Consider the following 17,735-nt stretch of genomic DNA (forward strand, 5'->3'; position numbering starts at 1 on the left):
CAAGTTGTATCAACTCATGTGAAGCTCCTCTTCTACTTCATGTTTCCTACGACTTTCACTCGAAGCCTTGTCGCATTTCCCGGATGATAAGCGAGCGGGGTTTCTTCCACTTCGACTAGTTCAACCGTTGCCGGATCGGCGCCAGCAAGTACTGCCTGTTTCACGGCTTTTTCCCGTGCATCTCTTAATGCTGCCTCACGGGGCTCTGTAGAATAGATGTAAATCTGCTCATATTGGCCGCTGATTTGAGCAATACACGCACCAATGGCATTAGCCACGCCCCCGTTCTCTAGCTTAATCATATGGGATACCCCGCGAATGGTGTCCGGAATCACGACACTGCCTCCGCCTACCAACACAAGCTCAACATCACCTGAAGATGTCTTCATTTTATCAATGGTCTGTTCAATGATGGCTGCTATTTCGTCCTGCACCTGTTTAGCAAAGTCTTCATCCAGATGCGCTACCAGGCTCTGATCCCCGACATCTGCAAGACCCAGCCGAACGGCAATGTCCGTTGTCGTAAGTGTATTCCCGCCAAAGACAAGTGCCTCTTGTCCGATCCTGTATCCTACGCTGTCCGGGCCAACTGTAATGTTGCCATTCTCCGAGCGCACGATGCTACCGCCGCCTAGTCCCACTGAGATAATATCGGGCATGCGGAAATTCGTGCGGATATCGCCAACCTCGACTGCAACCGACGATTCCCTCGGGAAGCCATCCTGCAAAACGCCGATGTCCGATGTCGTGCCGCCCACGTCGAGAACCATCGTATCTTTGATTTTTGCCAAATAAGAGGCACCGCGTATGCTGTTCGTAGGTCCACAGGCAATCGTCAGGATCGGAAACTGTTTAGCGTAATCAACTGACATTAAGGTACCGTCATTTTGGCATAAAAACACCGCTGCATCCAATATGCCTTCTTCTTCTAATGCCTTCACAAACCCCTCGGTTGTCGTTTCAATGACCTTGCACAATGCCGCATTGAGGATGGTCGCATTTTCCCGTTCGATTAAACCAACCGAACCAATCAATGAAGAACAGGAAACAGGAAATTCGGGTCCATACATTTGATGGATGAGATCGCGAACGTGGAACTCCTGGTCATTTTTAAGGGATGAAAATACGCCGATGACTGCTATGGATTCAACACTACCGCGCCACTCCTCCAGAAGAGCTGTAATTTCGCCTTCATCAACTTCTCCAAGCAATTGGCCATCGTATTCATATCCGCCATGTACGAGAGAATATTTACCCGACAGCTTCTGAACCATATCCTCAGGCCAGGACGTGTACGGAGCAACGGAAGCCGTTGCCGGGTACCCCAGACGAATGACACCGACTTGGGCCAGCTTTTTCCGTTCAACAATGGCATTGGTGCATTGTGTTGTGCCTAACATGGCATGTGTAATTTGATTTTTATCAATATTCGCCCCCTGCAGCAGCTGCCGGAGCGAGGTTTCAATCCCTGTGCGAATATCCAAGGTTGTTGGGGATTTCACCGCATGGATCAACTGATGATTCTCGTTCAAAATGATGGCATCTGTGTTGGTGCCGCCTACATCGATCCCGATTCTATACATTGTCAGCCACCGCCTTTTTCACCATTTCCTCAAGTGGTACATAATCGTAATCATAGCCGAAGTATCTTGGACCTGCCGTCTGAATTCCCTTATCCGTTCTCCACTTTTCATGAGCGGGCAATCCAATAACCCGTACGCGTTTACCGTATTTCAGGCTCTCTGTGGTCAAAGGCAACAAGGTTTCGTAATCAACCAGACAGATCAAATCAGGCGTCATCGCTATCACCTGACCGTTCTTTTCAGCAATCAGGTTTTCATTTTGAAAATGAACCTGCATCTCTCCGGCTTTAAACGCCTCGATGCCTTCGAGATGCATGCAGCCGAGATTAAATCCGCCCTTGGTTTCACGGATAACATCCACAATTTTCCCTTGAAATAGCTCATAGCCGGATACCCGTTTTAACAGCTCCTCAAGCTTGTCCTTGGCATCTCGGTTCTTCGATGTAATGATTGCTCCGATCTGTTCGGACAGGGTTACGATATGATGAACACCACTCTGCTTCATTTGTGCACCCGTTGCTGGATACAGGCTGACTAAAGAACTGGCCCCCATTTCGACTGTAGCTACCCTGGCGAGCCGTTCTGTCCATTTGTTGTCAATGGTTTCAAAGATGCCAATATTCCCTTTTTCATCCGTTATGGCCATCGGTGTCGCTGGAATGCCGTCCAGGTTAAACGTCACCATCTGAAGCTCCGGAAACGCCCGGCCCATACCGTCACAGTCGATCAGAGGCAATCCCAGCTGTGCCGCAACAACAATCGGAATCATGGAATTGACGCCGCCCGCTTCCATCGGAAACGTACCCGCAATCTTGTCTTTTCCTAAATAATTCGCTAATTTCTGAAAAACCTTCACAAACTCGTCCCCGCGAGGGAATTTCTCCACTAATACGGAAGGTGCCCCCATCATCGCGGCTGGAATGAAAAAATCCTCATCCCCAATCTCGTCCACGGAATATAGTTTGACAGGTCCAAACTTCTTAATGGCCGAGAGAGCCATCAATTTTCCGATATAAGGGTCTCCCCCTCCACCCGTTCCCAGAAATGCTGCTCCGACGGCAATATGTTCAACAGCTGTTTCATCTAAATATCTCATTTTATGATTCCTCCAATATAACTGTCTTCTGAGCAAATAAACGATAGCCTATATAATATATGACAAAAGAAATGACAATTCCGGTCAACGGCTGATTTGGTACCTGCGGAAGGCTTGGGAACAAGGATAACACGACAGGCGTGCAGGCTATGATCGCGCCAACGAGCCATGAGACAACGCCCAACACGTTCACACCCTCAACCTCTTGCCAGCGTCTCTTATCCCCTTTGCCAAGCACCCAATACGAAGCAATCATCACGCCTGCCACCGGCGGAATCATAGCCGACAGAATGGACATGATCGGAGTAAAATAGTTAAGTATACCAACGACAGCGAGTACGGTCCCAAGGGTTCCCGCAATGCCGACAGCCCACTTCTCTTTCTCCTTCGAAACGTTGAACACGTTAATTAAGGCAAAACCACCTGAAATCACATTCACAAGATTCGTTTTCCATGTAGCCAAGATCAAAATCACACCGCCAACAAACGGGGTCATGATGCTCAAAAAGGTTGCTGTGATATCGCTGGCTTGGTAAGCAATCGTCAGGACGGCTCCTGCACCAATCATCAGCAAGCCTGCCGGAACAATCCCGAATAGCGCGGCTTTCAGGACATCAGACCGTTTTCTCGAAAATTGCGAATAATCTCCCGCGATGACTGCCCCCAGCGCAAATGAACCCAGGGTTACGGCCAGTCCGTCGGTAAAATTCATAACGGCCGCAGGCTTATAATTTTGGATGATCTGCAGCGAGTCCCCAGTCAATGCTTCGACCAGACCGTACACGCTGATTCCGATCAATAAAGGGACGGCAATATAACTGATCACCCGCAGCACTTTAACGCCGTACATGGCCGAAACGACCATCACGAGACCGCAGATGAGTGATGCCAGCGGTACAGGAATATTTATACCGATCTCGGCGAGCAGATTGGCCAAAGCTTCCCCGCATACATTCGCCTGAATCCCGAACCATCCAAGACACGCAACAGCGAGGATAATGGACAAAATCGTTCGAGACCCTGTTTTGCCAAACACCTGACCTGCGACCTGAACCGTCGGCCTTCCCAAATCCGTGCTTTGAATCCCCTGTAAAATCATGAGCAGCACAATAATGGAGTAACCTACTAACGTGACAAGCAATACCTTCGATACTCCCATGCCAGCAATCAGCGCATTCCCTACCAACAAACTCGGGATGCTGATGACTGCGCCAGCCCAGATGATCCCGAGACTGAACCAGGATTGATGCTCTTTAACGGCTTTCATATGATCCCCCCCAATCCTGTTCGTTCGAATATTGTTTTCTTATTGTAAAAGATGAAGGAGGTCAGCGTCTTTTTCAGAAAACAAAAAAAATCCGATGTTTTTGTCTTATTGGACAAAACATCGGAACTTTTAGTCATGAATGAGACGGTAGACCATGCAGGCGATATAAACATCGTACGATTCGGAATTGATGGTCACATCATATCCGATGAGCTCGCAAATTTTTTTAATGCGATATTTCACCGTATTTTTGTGGACGAACAACAGCTTGCTGCAATCATCCATATTCCCCTTCGCATCCAGCAGAAAAGTCATCAGGGTTTTCAACGCGTCAGGGTCGTCCATAATTGGCTCCATCACGGACAGGCATTCTTCAGTGATTTCTTCCCCTTGCTTACTGAGGTCTATGGCTCGTTTCATAGAACGAACTTCAGCTGCGGTGTATAGTTTGCGGTGATGATAAATGCTGTGAACCTCTTTAGAGACTTCGTTAACGAGCTGATACATTCGGCGTACGTCCTGTGTGTTACGCATTCTCGGAGAATACACGATGCTTGATATGTCAGCAATGAGACCCGTCGTTTCGATATATTCCGCTGCGATTTCAAACTCATTGTATTTAGATGAACAATTCCCTAGCAACACGACAACGCAGTGATCGATCGTTTGAATGACCGCGGTTTTATAATATTGCAGGAGATGCGCTTTTAAATCTTCCCTTACTCTTCTTTCCTCCGACAAATCCTGAACGTACACGAGCCACATCATTTGAATCCCGGAAACGTCAATATGGAGCAAACTGGCCAATCGGCGCATTTTTTCGCTTTCATCATTCACGATGGCTTTGACCAAAGCGTACTCGCTGACCTCGTTATGCTTATCTCCCCACAAATTGATGGCCACCTGCACCACTTCGCTGATTTGCTCCATCGTCTTCGGAGGCAGCTTCGTATTCTCTTTAATGAGAAACAGGTAAAGGACCTCCCCGTTTTTTTGATGAACACGTTTGTATTCAACAAAGCAGGACGAATCCAGCTCATCTCCTCCCATTCTACCGTTCAAAATGGAAGGCGCCATGGACCGGATCAGACTCTTCACATCAAGCGATGAATTGCGCGGCCACATGACACGATTGATGATATCCAGATTGCTGTTTGTCAGCACGATGTTCGCTTTCATCCGGTCCGACAGCAGTTTAAGGGTAATTTCCACGCTCCGCAAATGTTCCGGCAGCAGCGAGACCTTTTCCAGTGATTCATTCACGAAATGCTCATTCACCTTCTGATTGCTTACGATTGCCTCCATGGCTTCATAAATGACTTCATTATACCTAAGCGAGTAATCGTTTCTCGGCATGCAAATGATAATAAAATTCAGCGATTCTGCCAGCTCAAGCACTTCATCGGCGATATCCGGCAATACAATGCCAACATAATACAAAATCAATCCCATTTCACCAAGGTCATGCAAGTATTGAACCGTCTGACATTGCTGCTCCACGCTGTCCTTAATGGAATAAAAAGAGCTGATGACCAGCTCTTCAGCGTACCATTCTTCTTGAACGGTTTGAATAATTTGCGAGAAGAAATTAACATCCGCCACTTCCAACACAGATAAAGAGGAAACAGTCTGATGAAGCCTACTTGTTCCAGTGATCACCTGTGCTCCTCTAAATGAAGGAAGCTGCAGTAAATCTTTAACGGTTACCCCAATTCAACCACCACTTTTATGTTCAATTCATGCTGCTATGTTTCAATCTGTACGTAATCTGTATCTATAATAGATCATTTCATCCAGAAGGAGCTTCTCTTCGTAAAAGCTTGTTAAAACCAGGCTATGATGCGCGGCTTAACGAAGCAGCGCAAGATAGCTTTCATTATATATTAGTATAACCCTCGCTATGATAAGTAACCAAGTAAGTTCCTTGGCCAACTATGAAATTTATTGCATACTCGGCATAGTCCACTTAGATGTTGAGTCGGCTATCGAGCCGTATCGATAACGCAATTTGAAAACTGCTTTATGATTTTCTCATTGCATTTAGAGCGTTCTCAAAATAGCTATAGACTTCATCTGCAATTCTCAGAAACTCTTCAACAAGTACATCACTATCCAAGTAACAAGCATACAGATCCTCAACTAAAGCAGAGTCAATCTCGCAATACTTTATTATAGCATTCTTCATCTCAATAATGTCATCTTGCCATACACCTGTATCTACTATAACCAAAGAGTATAATGCACGAATTAATCTCTTCGAATACCCTTTAATATATCTAGTTTTCAGCGTGTCATCACTAGCAGTAGAAAGTGAACGACGTATACGATCTACTTCTTCCTTGGTCTCTGTATTTAAGTCTAGAATGAACGCTGGAGAAATAACGATCGGTGGTACTTTTTCACCAATATCATTGCCATATACGCAAACACAGATGATCTTAACCCAAAAACCCCACTCATTCGGTTTATTTAATACATCGTCAATTGAGCAAATGATCGTATCAATCTTAGTGACTATTGGATATTCTTCCAAAAGCCTTTCTTTAATATTTGTCAATCTTTCGTAATCAATATCTTTGGGATTTACACAGACAATAGTAAAGTCCGCATCTGACTTATAAGGTTTAGCCGTCCCTTTGGGAATCGAGCCACACATATAAACGCTATGAATCTTACCTTTAAATTCGGTAAGGATCTGATCTATATACTTATCAACCAAATCCTTATATTCACTTTGTATTTCAATTCTATCTATAACTTTTTCTAGTATCATATTGACTCCTCCTAAACAAAGAATTTCTTTCGGGCTAACGTTCCCGCATTCACGACGCTTGGCGTATGCCAAGTATGTCCGGCAGTCTCTGCTTTATCTCCTGCGAAAATAATGTTCTTTATTACTTGACGCCTTTGAGAAAATACCTGAATTGACTGCTCTGCTAATGTGCGAAATCCCTGAATCCCCTTAGTTTCCGAATTCACTTCACCTTTAGAAATGTTTCTAAAATGAATATTTTCATTCAAAACTCCTATCATTCATTCCATCAACGTTAAACGTGTTATATGCGCTCAGGTATTTTTCAATAAGATCTTTTAAATTTGAGTTCTCCATGTCGAATCAAACTCCTAGATTTTGATATTACATATTTGTCCTGATTTCAGATAACGTTGCTGTATTCGCGAATCCGAGAGGCTTAAAGGAGCGTAGCGACTGGGTCCGTCAGGACTTGTCTCTCAGTGGTTGTCGCCTGATTCCGCTCTTATCTTAGGCTGGGGCGTTTGTTGACTGAGATTTCTTCCATGATTATACATCTGTCAATCAAGGGGCGATAGCCCCGCAGCTTGAATACTGTGTTAAACGCAGTTGCTGACTTCAACGAATTATCAAATACTAGCTTTCAGTTTGTTTTATATGATGCAGCATATGGTTTATACGCTATAAAATTGTCTATCCCACCAACGGAGGCGTTTAGTTAAGCAGGACTTCGATAAGTACACTGTATCTCGCGGCAATAATGAATGAGTGTAATTAGTTTGAATAGATTCTCCCAATTATCCATCGAAATACTCCAATCATTAGGAATCCCATTGAAATAGATAACATTCATCCCGTGATGCATTTATGATCCGATATGGCCTTCTTTATCCATAACCATTCGCAACACGCTTTGCTTTCCTCGAGACACAAAAAAAGACAAGGCGATCTAAATGGTATCGATCATAAAAAAGTACTGGATAAGGAGAGAACCTTATTAGGAATAAGTAAATGGCATACAGGAAAACATAAATCCGGGAACTTCATTAACTAACGGATCTAGGAGGTTGTCGAATGGCAAAGTTTTTCGTTTTAACAATATTATTATTGGTGGCAGGCTGTTCGTCCCATAACAATATGATGCAAAAACAAGTGACTCCTGAGCAAAAACAAATTTCAATTCATGATCATGCTGCTGCACCAAACTCTGTCCTCACACAGGCATCATCAACAGCTACATCTTGGCAAGAGAGATCTATTACAACAAAAGAAGCCCAAAATGGAATTCCATTGGATTTGTTGGATCTGATTCAAACACCGGATGGAAATCCAGTAAACCAGGCACCTGCAGAAAATCCTGAAAATAAGGAGCCAACAGGACAAGTTCAGGAAGGTAAAAAAAATACTACGGATAAAACAGATTTTGAGCAGCAGGTTCTGGATCTGGTCAATCAGGAAAGGGCCAAAACGGGATTAAGTTCCTTGAGTAGGAATGAAGAATTGTCAAATGTGGCTATGGTCAAGGCACAGGACATGTACAACAACAGTTACTTTGATCATAATTCGCCAACACATGGATCCCCCTTCGATATGATGAAGGAATTCGGGATCACATATAATACTGCTGGAGAAAACATCGCAAAAGGGCAAACCACCCCTGCCCAGGTTATGAAGGAGTGGATGAATAGCCCTGGCCACAAAGCAAATATACTGAATAATAGTTATACTCATATCGGTATTGCTTATTATAACAACACATGGGTCCAGGAATTTACTGGGTAGCGCCTTTCATCTCCCAACAATAAAGTATCAAAAACCCGCAATTTATGTTGGGTTTTTTTGATACTTACAGATCCTGCATACGCCACATTTTTGTTTCCTCGAACCGGAATAAAAGTAAAGATGAGCACAGCCAGTTCAATAAGAAATTGCCACTCTATATAGCTACACCAAAGCATACACTACTGATCAATCATGGATAACAGTAGACGATTGAACCAGCTGGTACTTCTTCTGGGGAAATTTCTTTCCCCAAACATATACCGATATTCTTTTTGCCGGCTACAGAATGATTAATTTGAATAGAAACGACTCCATACACTTGCTCTTCCCCGTCCATTTTTTTGATGATAATCTGGTCACCGATCATCTCTTTGATTTTTAACGGAAGTTTTTCATCCAACTCTTCATTGGCCCCCATAACGATGGTTCCGAATTCAGGTGTTTCAAAGACTAAACCAACGCCAAACAACATTTTAGCTTCCATTCTTTGACCACCTTATCCCTGATCTATGAATAACACACTTTTGACATCCTGCACCCTGAGATCGGCATAACGAAGTCTAACCTTGGCATCTCTCAATAATGCTTAAGTCATCCTTTTATCCCTTCCCGCTTTTTCTAAACATACAAATTCCATCCCACAACAAAAGCAGCCAAGATGAAAGCCGAGATGCCAGACATGATATACATCACCTTTTGCTTTTTGCCGTAACTGCTCTTCCGCAGTTTGTAAATGAGCAAACCAAGATACGCCACTGCCAGGACTACATATAGCAGATTAAACCCTAAATTGATGCGTAACGAAGAATATGCGGGATAACTTGGAAGTCTGGTAAGGATGATACAAAGATTCAAAAGGAGCAACCCACCGGCAAAATTAATAGCAAAATAATATTTATCGAAATGGGTTGAAAGATTTCCTCGTTTTTTAAAATTGTAAATAAGCATCCGGATTATGTAACCAATCAAAGCACCTAAGCTGAAAGTGATGGCTAGCGCAACAGGAATAAGAGATAATGCAATCAAATTCACCTTTAAACTGGATACAGGCAAGTAATCCATGTAAGGAGTGTAGGAAATTTTCTCAACAACGCCATTATGCTCGACTACATTATAAAGACTACTTAACTCCGCTTTTGAAAATTTCGTTATATCAAGCAGCCTAAATAAATCGGTAAATCTAGAGGCGGGCCGCCTTGCGGATTGAAAATATCCTCCTCCCTCAGAAGTAACCGAATTAACGTATGTGCTGTTACCGAAAATCTTGCTAATAAGTCCATAATAATAGACTTCCTCAAACGCAATGTTTGTCATGACCACCATTCCAAATTTGGATTCTGGATCAAAGACAACTTTGCTTGAAAACCCTTTTAAATTCCCCTCATGAAGCAGTGTAGGTACCCAATATTCCATCTCAGCGAACCCATGCGCAAATCGCGGAATCGAAGTCCCGTCATAATACAGACTGGTTGACAACATTTCGTCTAACGTATCTCTCTTGGCAAATAATACACTGTTATCATCAACAGGCATCAGCGCTGCAAGGAATTTCCCTAAATCTTCGGCTGTCCCCATGGCTGCCCTGTAGGATAGAACGTTACGTATACTCTGTTCTCACGGATCAGTTTCAAATCTTTCGTGTACCCTTCAATCTCATTCCTTCTCTGCACGAGGTCTGGACGATCCTGCCCCGTTGGATGAACCGTAGTGTCGTTCATATGAAGCGGTTCAAAAATATGTTGATTAACATATTCATAATAAGGTTGGCCACTTACCAATTCCACGATGTAACCGCCTAGACCAACGCCATAGTTCGAATAACCGACGACGCTATTCGGTTTGTAAATCTGTTTCGGCTCATTTTTACGCAGCGTTTCTCCTAAATCATAATCTTCATTCTCGTCGTAATAATACACTTCGGTCACTGTTTGATCTTCCCAACCCGCATTGTGATGCATCAGGTTCAATAGGGTAATCGGTTCATCGTATTTGAGCTTTTTGAAAAATCCTTCTGGCAGATATTCTCTAATATCCGTTTCCAGATCAAGCTTCCCTTGTTCAACAAGCTGCATCACACTCGTATAGACCAACAGTTTAGAGACAGAAGCCCATTCAAAAACAGTGGAGGTATCCGCCTTCAGCTGACTCTCGATATCCGCAAAGCCATATGCTTTATTTACTATGAATTCGCCATCTTTGATCGCCACAACCGAAACGGCAGCGGTATACTTCTCATACGACTCAACATAAGAATCAATGGTTTTCTCTAACTCTGTTAAAGGAATCCTGGATGGTGTAGTCTCAATTTGTTCTTCAGCGTAGACAGGTACTACACAGGTGATAAGGACGAATACGAGTGACAAAACACAAGCGATAATTTTGTTTACCTTGTGAAGACTACGATCTTTCTGGCGATTTTTCTGCATCAGCAACTCTCCTTCAACATCAAATAAGATCGAACCTAGCTCACCTTCCTCAAACGTTAATTCTATGTAATTCTATGAATACATACTTTTTTTTGTGAATTTCATCACGATCATTAAGTTGACTTAAACATTTTTAGTAATATGTATTACTTCAATCTTTCATTTAGTATAACAGTAATTTTATTACAAAATAAAGCGTTTTCGTAATGGATCTCAAATGGAGAATATACAAACTTAAAGGGGAGATTATCGCTGATTGTTTTCGGATTTCTGAAGGATACTGTTCTAAATGGTTCAATGCTCTGATCATATGGTTCTTCGAATCTGCGGAAAAGTGGGACAAGATTGGCATGACGATTTCTGCTATAAGCCCTCTACCACTCCTCAGGCATGATCACTGTATTTTAAAAGAGTACGGGACAATGCCCTCTTCCACGGCTCATATCATAGAACCACGTTTGACCGAGGTCATTATCCCAAAGCGTCAGTACGTTGTTATTTCCAAGCCTCTTATCCATGTTCCCCAATGCTTTAAATAACCCAATATTCCAGTGTTATTTCCCCTTACGCTCATACCAATAACCAGGAATACCATGCGCAAGACGCATTAACGCTTCCAGGTAAAAATAGTCGCCCCAGATCATATAATCATCAGGGGATAAGCCGCCGTGGATATGGTACGAGCCATGCTTAAGAAAGCCTTCGGCTTCATCGTCACCGATCGTGGCATAATTGTTGATTAGCGATTCCATGCTTGTTGCCAGCATCTGCTCGAAATATAGACGATCTGGATCACCAACAGCCAAAAGGGAGATGAGCTCCGCCAGTCCGGCAGCGACGATTGCTGAGGCTGAACTGTCCCGGTAAGTATCCGCATCTACAGGAGCATTGAAGTCCCAATAAGCAACACTGTCCTCGGGCAAATGTTCAAGGAAGTAGCGGGCCATACGTTTGGAAGTCTCCAGAAACGATTTATTTCCAGTATAACGATAGGATAGCGCGAACCCATATACTCCCCATGCTTGCCCCCGCGTCCAGGTCGAACCATTGTTGTAGCCCTGATGTGTCGCACCGCCGATGGGAACACCCGACTTCGCATCGAAGAAAAACGTATGATACGAACTATCATCCCCTCTAACGATATAACGCCGTGTTTTCTCTGCCTGGATCTGTGCTATTTCACCATACGTTGAATCACCCGTCTGTTCACTTGCCCAATACAATAACGGCAGATTAAGCAGGCAATCAATAATAATCCTCCCCGCTTCTTGCTCGTTCTCTGGTGCCCCCCAAGCTTGAATATAACCGCTTCCGTCGCTCGTAGTCCGCCACCGTTTCATTAATACATCAGCTGCATCAAGGGCCAGTTCCCGAGCGCCTTCATCGCCAGTGATGATCCACTGGGCTTTGGCCGATAAGCTGTACAGGAATCCAATATCATGGTGATCCAGGGAGACATGCTGCTCTAGGCGTTGACGTAAACTTGCTACGGCCCCTTCTGCTGCCTTCCGGTAGCGTTCATCGTGTGAATATTCATAGCACAACCACAATATCCCCGGCCAGAAGCCATCTGTCCAGTCTTCGTTATCATTCAAAATATAGGCTCCATTCAGACTCACATGGGGAAACCGGGTCCCGAACTTATCCAAATTATTTAGCGTTTTCGATAGAATGTCCTCAATGGCTTGGTTATAACGTTGTTTTCCTTGTAATTCCGTTGTTTGCAATTCCTCGGTAGACATCGCACTTCAGTCCTCTCTTCATCTATTAGGAGAAATAATCCAGACAATGACAGCAAAAAAGGATCATGAACCGAGCTCGGTCAATTGGCCTGCCGCAAGCTCTACGACGTCCGTTTCCACGCTTACCCATACACTTTGTGCAGAGGGATTATGGACGATCCGGTAATCTGCCGAGAATCGGAGCTGCTGCAATGCATGCATATACGAAACGATTTCAGCATTCGTAGCAAACCAGATATTTTCGTTTCCGGCAACGAGTTCTCCAAATCGATCGATCAGCTCCCAGTTGTTGTCGTTCTCAAATTCATAGCTGTGCCCCCACACATACAGCAATGCCATCTTGGTATGCCTCTGCTTTAAAGCAAGTAACTGCTGCGCGTACTCCACCATTTGCCGATAATGGCAGGTCGGATGCCATCTCAGGAAGTCTGAAGGCATATTGAATCCGAACTCGTTTGCGGCAGTCCGTGCATACTCGATCCCCAGCGAAGGCAGCAGCGAGACAAGCTGGTCGTTATATGTACCAAAAGGGTAGCTCATCCCCCGCACAGGATAACCAACCAGAGCCTCCAATCCCTTTCGATCCTCCGTGATTTCCTGAACCATTTGTTCGACCGGGGACTGTTCGAGAAAAGGATGACTGACGGTATGTGCAGATACTTCATGCCCTGTGAACAGGGGACGTATCTCCTCCCGTGTAAGAAACCCCTCTTTTCCGAGCGTGCCGCTGTTTAAGTGAAACGTACCTTTGAGACCATATTCATTAAACTTCCCGACCAGTCTTCTGTCATGAATCTGTCCATCATCGAAACTCAGGGTGATGGCCTTGTGCACGCCACCCGGAAAGCGATCATATCGAATTCTCATGCCAATTCCTCCTAACGATGATTCAAGCAAGCGTATACGAGATTTCTCAATCGTGGATGCACATAGGGCTCTTGATTGTTCAACATATGCTGCGCATACATGACGGTCAGCTGAGAAGACGGGTCCATGATCGCCAGAGCACCGGCTGCGCCGCTCCAGCCAAATTCACCAAGAGGACTAAGCGACCCGCTAATCTGTTTGGAACGATGGGTGCGAACACCGAGCCCGTAACCATACCCCGCAAGCTGCGACCACGTGAAATGACTGCGAGTGGCCTCCGTCAGATGATCTGTTCTCATGAGATTCACCGTGTCGGCTGCGAGGATTCGAACGCCTTCAGGGCTTGTTCCTTGATGAGTAAGTGCATTCAGAAAGACGGCGTAGTCATTCACCGTGGAGAATAACCCGGCACCGCCGCTCTCATATTCCGAACCGATCCGGTAATCGTTTCCCTCCTTGGGAATAGGTTTGCCTATTGACTCACTATATTCATACTGTGGAGCCAAACGGCTCCGTTTCTCTTCCGATACATCGAAGCCGGTATCACGCATCCCGAGCGGGCCAGTTATTTCATCCCGAACATAGGCACCGAATCGTCTACCGTCCACGGCTTCGACCAAGGCGGCAAGAACGTCATGGCTTAAACTGTAGCTCCACCTCGCCCCCGGTTCGAACAACAGCGGTTCTTCGGCAATGGCCGCAGCAACTTCGCGGGTTGGCGCTCTGCCGCTTGTGCGTCTTACGACTTCCCGGATCGAAGGGGAACGGATATCATAAGAGAGCCCGGCCGACATGGTAAAGAGATCTCGTACCCGGATCGCTCTCCGGGCTTTCTCCAATACCATTTCACCGCTGGGCAAGGTCACTTTCACGGCCATCTCACCATATTCCGGAAGATAGTCCGACAATGGATCATTTAACAGGAGCGCTCCCTTTTCTACCAGCTGAAGGGCTGCCGTGCAGGTCAGAATTTTGGTCAGTGAATACAGCCGAATGATGTGCCTGTCGTGGATGGGAATACGTTGTTCCAAGTCAGCATAACCGCTGCGGTAGCGGAAGACCTCTTGATTACGGTGCAGAACCAAAACCTCCGCCCATGGAATACGCCAATCCGTCAAGCGGTCGATAAGTATGGATAGCGGTTTGAAGTCCATCGCTTTGCTTCCTTCCTGTCTCAATATCACTCGTAATCGATAACTACCATCTGATGGCATTCCAGCTTCGGAACGGTGTAGCTAACCGAACCCTCCTCCCACTTAAAGGGAATGGACTGAACTTGCGGTGCCAAATACACATTCTTCACTTGATGGGGAGTCCGGATGGACACCTCAACATCATATAGGGGGATGATATCCTCAATCACTTCGATCTGTTTGCCACGGCGGACCGGGGACGCATACAGCAGATGGTGGACCAGCCTTTTCTCTTGCTTTTGATCCTGCAGGGTGGTTACGCCCTGGGCAGGCAGATCGGTGTTCAGCGTTTTATTAGGCAGCAGGCGGTTCAGCGCATACAGGATCGTCTCCTTCAGGATCAAACTTCCTTGATTCGCATAATCCTCGAACACGTTCCAGGCCAGATAGATGCCGCTGGCGCTCTCTACCATGCCCGGTCCGCCATAAACATCGCTGCTTGGCGTGTGCTGGTGCGAACAGAAGGTAAAAACATCGCGGTTGAAATACGGGTCTTTCCTGCTGCCTAGCTCCGTTCCGCCGGCAAGTTCGAGCTTCTGGCCTTCCGTATACATGACAAAGGAAGCTTCCCCCAGGCTCGCAGGCTTGAACAACGGATGAAAAAAGTCCGGACGGTATGGATTCACTCCCACATATCTCACTCCGAAATCAATGGCGAAGGACGTGCCGTCCTGGTCCAGACCCGACCAGCCTGTGGCGAGGACCTTACCTCCCTGCTGCAAAAACAAATCCAGCTTATCCTTCAGCTCGTCATTCACCGCCACATAATCCGGTAAAATCAGCACCTGGTAATTCGAAAAATCATGTTCTATATCAATCACATCAAATAGGATATTGCCCTCCAGCAGCATGCGTACAGCACCTGCATCCGAATCGTTCCGACTTGTGTCTTCCTGGGCTTTAGGGTGCATACCCGCTGCTTCCAAGGACAACAATGCTACATCCGCAACGTTCGCGGCATTCACGCACCATGCTTCCTTACTTTCGACTTCACGGTAAGCCGTACCGATCAATTCATAGGTTGCCGGATCCATGCGGCCATTAGGCTGAAGCTGATCCCCAATCGAACACTTTGCACCATTCGCAAGACTGAGAGCGGTTTCATAACGAAGTGCGTTTGGATGTTTATATCCGCCAAATTCTCCCCACGCCGTATGAAATTTCCCGGTCATGCCAAGAAATTCGAATCCGAGCGTTTGTGCGTACCTGGCCGATAGAGGGAAATGGTCATATCCCCATCCGCCGGTAGGCAGCGACTCCAGTTCCAAATGGGTATTCATTGCAGCCAGGTCACGACGACCGCGCTTGATATGTCCGCCATTATGGAAAATGGGCAGACCTGGTTTTATCGATTCCACCGTTTCCTTCACCCTGGCTGTGTAATTGGCATATGTGCTCTCCCAGAGGCTCTTCATCGCTTCCTCGTTGCGGGGGTCATTCCCTTTACGCCGTATGGTATCCACACAGTTATGACAATAACATTTGCGTACACCCACAATATCAAGAAACAATCCGTCTACATCATATCGGAGCAACACTTCCCTAATCTGTTCGATCAGGACATCGAGATAAGGAGAGTTCATGCAAAACTGATGATAACCTGGCTGCATGAAGCCTTCAGCCCAATTCGTTCGATCATTGATGTCACGGATCAGCCACTCGGGGTGACGGCGAGCTAACTTTTCATCCAAACCGGCCGAAAGGTACACTGGTGTTTTTACGTTGATTTCATGGGCTGCCTCAATCTGTGCCGCAAGCAAATCGAAGCTTAAACCCGGATGAATCTCATTGGCCTCCGAAGGATGATACGCCCAACCATGGTGGCACTTGGAGAACACCGTAATCGAGTCGACATGCCCAAGCTTCAACATGTCTTGAAACTGCCTTTTGTCAAAACGGTCCCCAATGGGAACTATGGCTTCCGAGGTGTGAAAATCCAGATGGACTTGACGGAATCGCATGATTTCGCTTCCTTTCTCGTTCATATACCCCTAATATAGGCCTTCCAGCATTGAACGAATAGGTGTAAAGACGACTTTTTATAGCACAATTCCGACCATTCGCAATTCAGTGCATGATACAATAGGTGCACCAAGAAGTAATGGAAAGGGCTGGCCTTATGAATTGTCTGGAGCTAACCATCCCCCCACTTCCGCAATTAGTGACGATTGGTCACTCCATCTGGGATCCGGGGCAGCAGCACCTGAGTCGTTCGTTTAACTTATATGACATGCTCTTTGTAATGAAGGGCACCTTGTATATGACGGAAGATGATGTACCATTCGAAATCACAGCAGGCTCCATGCTTGTGCTTGAGCCGAACCGTCTGCATGTCGGGCATCGCCCTTGCGAGGAAGAAACGGAAATATACTGGCTCCACTTGGCCCACCCTGAGCCTGTCCGAACAATGGACAGCGGACATATTCCATGGTCGACTCCCTTCATGAAAGGCACCAACCTGGATGTCACTCCTCACCGGCAGGTCATGTATATTCCCAAATTCACAAGCCTGCACACCTCAAGCATTCTTCCCTTCCTGCAGCGAATGATGGAGCTTCACCAAAGCTTGTCGCCCGCAACATCCTTGCCGCTGCAGGGGCAGCTCGCTGGCTTGTTGACCGAACTGCAGTCGGCTATGCGTCTGCAATATGCTCCACGGTCGAGAATACTGTGTGATCAAACGATAAGCTACCTCGAACAGCATATTTCCCGTCCCTTCGATGCGAAGCATATGGAAGAAACGCTCCATTTCCATGTGGACTATCTCTCCCGCTGCCTGAAGAAATACACAGGACTGAGTCCACTTCAATACCTGCACGAGCTGCAGATTAGTAAGGCTAAATCTCTTTTGGAGAATACGAGCCTTCCCATATCCGAGATCGGTGTGCTGATCGGGATTGAGAACGCCAATTATTTTATTCGCTTATTCCGAAAAAAACTGGGAATGACACCTGGTCAATATCGCAGCACCCGCTTGGGCCGCACATGACAAAAACAGCAGGAACGTAATCGCCCCTGCTGTTTTCT

The 17,735-nt window shown here is 45.8% G+C and carries 15 protein-coding genes; 2 read left to right on the top strand and 13 right to left on the bottom strand.

Going from position 1 to position 17,735, the window contains the following annotated elements; translation table 11 throughout:
* Positions 1-32: 32 nt before the first annotated feature.
* The 6 genes from GUA98_RS09995 to GUA98_RS29505 all read right to left on the bottom strand — a co-directional run bounded on the left by GUA98_RS09995 (position 33) and on the right by GUA98_RS29505 (position 6,967).
* A complete protein-coding gene (locus GUA98_RS09995) occupies positions 33-1,583 on the bottom strand; it encodes a hydantoinase/oxoprolinase family protein (RefSeq protein WP_193722930.1) in 1,551 nt (516 codons plus the stop codon).
* Positions 1,576-2,679 carry a DUF917 domain-containing protein gene (locus GUA98_RS10000; RefSeq protein ID WP_193722931.1) on the bottom strand — a complete coding sequence of 368 codons (1,104 nt, stop codon included), beginning with the start codon at positions 2,677-2,679 and terminating at the stop codon, positions 1,576-1,578. The genes GUA98_RS09995 and GUA98_RS10000 overlap by 8 nt, the downstream gene beginning before the upstream one ends.
* A 1-nt stretch (position 2,680) precedes the next feature.
* On the bottom strand, positions 2,681-3,946 hold the full coding sequence (locus GUA98_RS10005; RefSeq protein WP_193722932.1) for a cytosine permease: 1,266 nt from the start codon (positions 3,944-3,946) through the stop codon (positions 2,681-2,683).
* Positions 3,947-4,075: 129 nt separating this feature from the next.
* Complete coding sequence (locus GUA98_RS10010; RefSeq protein WP_415753017.1) at positions 4,076-5,605, bottom strand: PucR family transcriptional regulator; 1,530 nt, start codon at positions 5,603-5,605, stop codon at positions 4,076-4,078.
* 361 nt (positions 5,606-5,966) lie between these two features.
* Positions 5,967-6,719 carry a nucleotidyltransferase domain-containing protein gene (locus GUA98_RS10015; RefSeq protein WP_193722933.1) on the bottom strand — a complete coding sequence of 251 codons (753 nt, stop codon included), beginning with the start codon at positions 6,717-6,719 and terminating at the stop codon, positions 5,967-5,969.
* A gap of 11 nt (positions 6,720-6,730) precedes the next feature.
* The gene (locus GUA98_RS29505) at positions 6,731-6,967 is read right to left on the bottom strand and encodes a hypothetical protein (protein WP_227779565.1); all 237 of its coding nucleotides are present in this window, start codon (positions 6,965-6,967) and stop codon (positions 6,731-6,733) included.
* A gap of 805 nt (positions 6,968-7,772) precedes the next feature.
* Here GUA98_RS29505 and GUA98_RS10020 point away from each other — a divergent pair.
* Positions 7,773-8,480 (top strand): CAP domain-containing protein, encoded by a 708-nt coding sequence (locus tag GUA98_RS10020; protein WP_193722934.1) that lies wholly within the window; start codon positions 7,773-7,775, stop codon positions 8,478-8,480.
* Between the two features lie 190 nt (positions 8,481-8,670).
* Here the strand turns inward: GUA98_RS10020 and GUA98_RS10025 are convergent, their stop codons facing one another.
* The 7 genes from GUA98_RS10025 to GUA98_RS10055 form a co-directional block, all read right to left on the bottom strand.
* Positions 8,671-8,964 (bottom strand): hypothetical protein, encoded by a 294-nt coding sequence (locus tag GUA98_RS10025; protein WP_193722935.1) that lies wholly within the window; start codon positions 8,962-8,964, stop codon positions 8,671-8,673.
* A 134-nt stretch (positions 8,965-9,098) separates the two neighbouring features.
* Positions 9,099-10,055: a serine hydrolase gene (locus GUA98_RS10030; protein WP_193722936.1), complete on the bottom strand. Its 957-nt coding sequence runs from the start codon at positions 10,053-10,055 to the stop codon at positions 9,099-9,101.
* Positions 10,034-10,906, bottom strand: a complete 873-nt coding sequence (locus GUA98_RS10035; protein WP_193722937.1) for a serine hydrolase domain-containing protein — start codon at positions 10,904-10,906, stop codon at positions 10,034-10,036. Before GUA98_RS10035 ends, GUA98_RS10030 begins: the two co-directional genes overlap by 22 nt.
* Before the next feature lie 554 nt (positions 10,907-11,460).
* Positions 11,461-12,648, bottom strand: coding sequence for a glycoside hydrolase family 88 protein (locus GUA98_RS10040; protein WP_193722938.1), 1,188 nt, complete (start codon positions 12,646-12,648; stop codon positions 11,461-11,463).
* Positions 12,649-12,711: 63 nt separating this feature from the next.
* A complete protein-coding gene (locus GUA98_RS10045; RefSeq protein WP_193722939.1) occupies positions 12,712-13,515 on the bottom strand; it encodes a polysaccharide deacetylase family protein in 804 nt (267 codons plus the stop codon).
* 11 nt (positions 13,516-13,526) lie between these two features.
* The gene (locus GUA98_RS10050; protein WP_321573862.1) at positions 13,527-14,699 is read right to left on the bottom strand and encodes a serine hydrolase domain-containing protein; all 1,173 of its coding nucleotides are present in this window, start codon (positions 14,697-14,699) and stop codon (positions 13,527-13,529) included.
* Positions 14,696-16,669 (bottom strand): beta-galactosidase trimerization domain-containing protein, encoded by a 1,974-nt coding sequence (locus tag GUA98_RS10055; protein ID WP_193722941.1) that lies wholly within the window; start codon positions 16,667-16,669, stop codon positions 14,696-14,698. The genes GUA98_RS10050 and GUA98_RS10055 overlap by 4 nt, the downstream gene beginning before the upstream one ends.
* Positions 16,670-16,827: 158 nt before the next feature.
* Between GUA98_RS10055 and GUA98_RS10060 the strand changes: the two genes are divergently transcribed.
* Positions 16,828-17,697 carry a helix-turn-helix transcriptional regulator gene (locus GUA98_RS10060; protein ID WP_193723401.1) on the top strand — a complete coding sequence of 290 codons (870 nt, stop codon included), beginning with the start codon at positions 16,828-16,830 and terminating at the stop codon, positions 17,695-17,697.
* Positions 17,698-17,735 lie beyond the last annotated feature (38 nt).

The sequence above is a fragment of the Paenibacillus sp. P13VS genome, assembly GCF_015143645.1.
Classification (GTDB): domain Bacteria; phylum Bacillota; class Bacilli; order Paenibacillales; family Paenibacillaceae; genus Paenibacillus; species Paenibacillus xylanilyticus_A.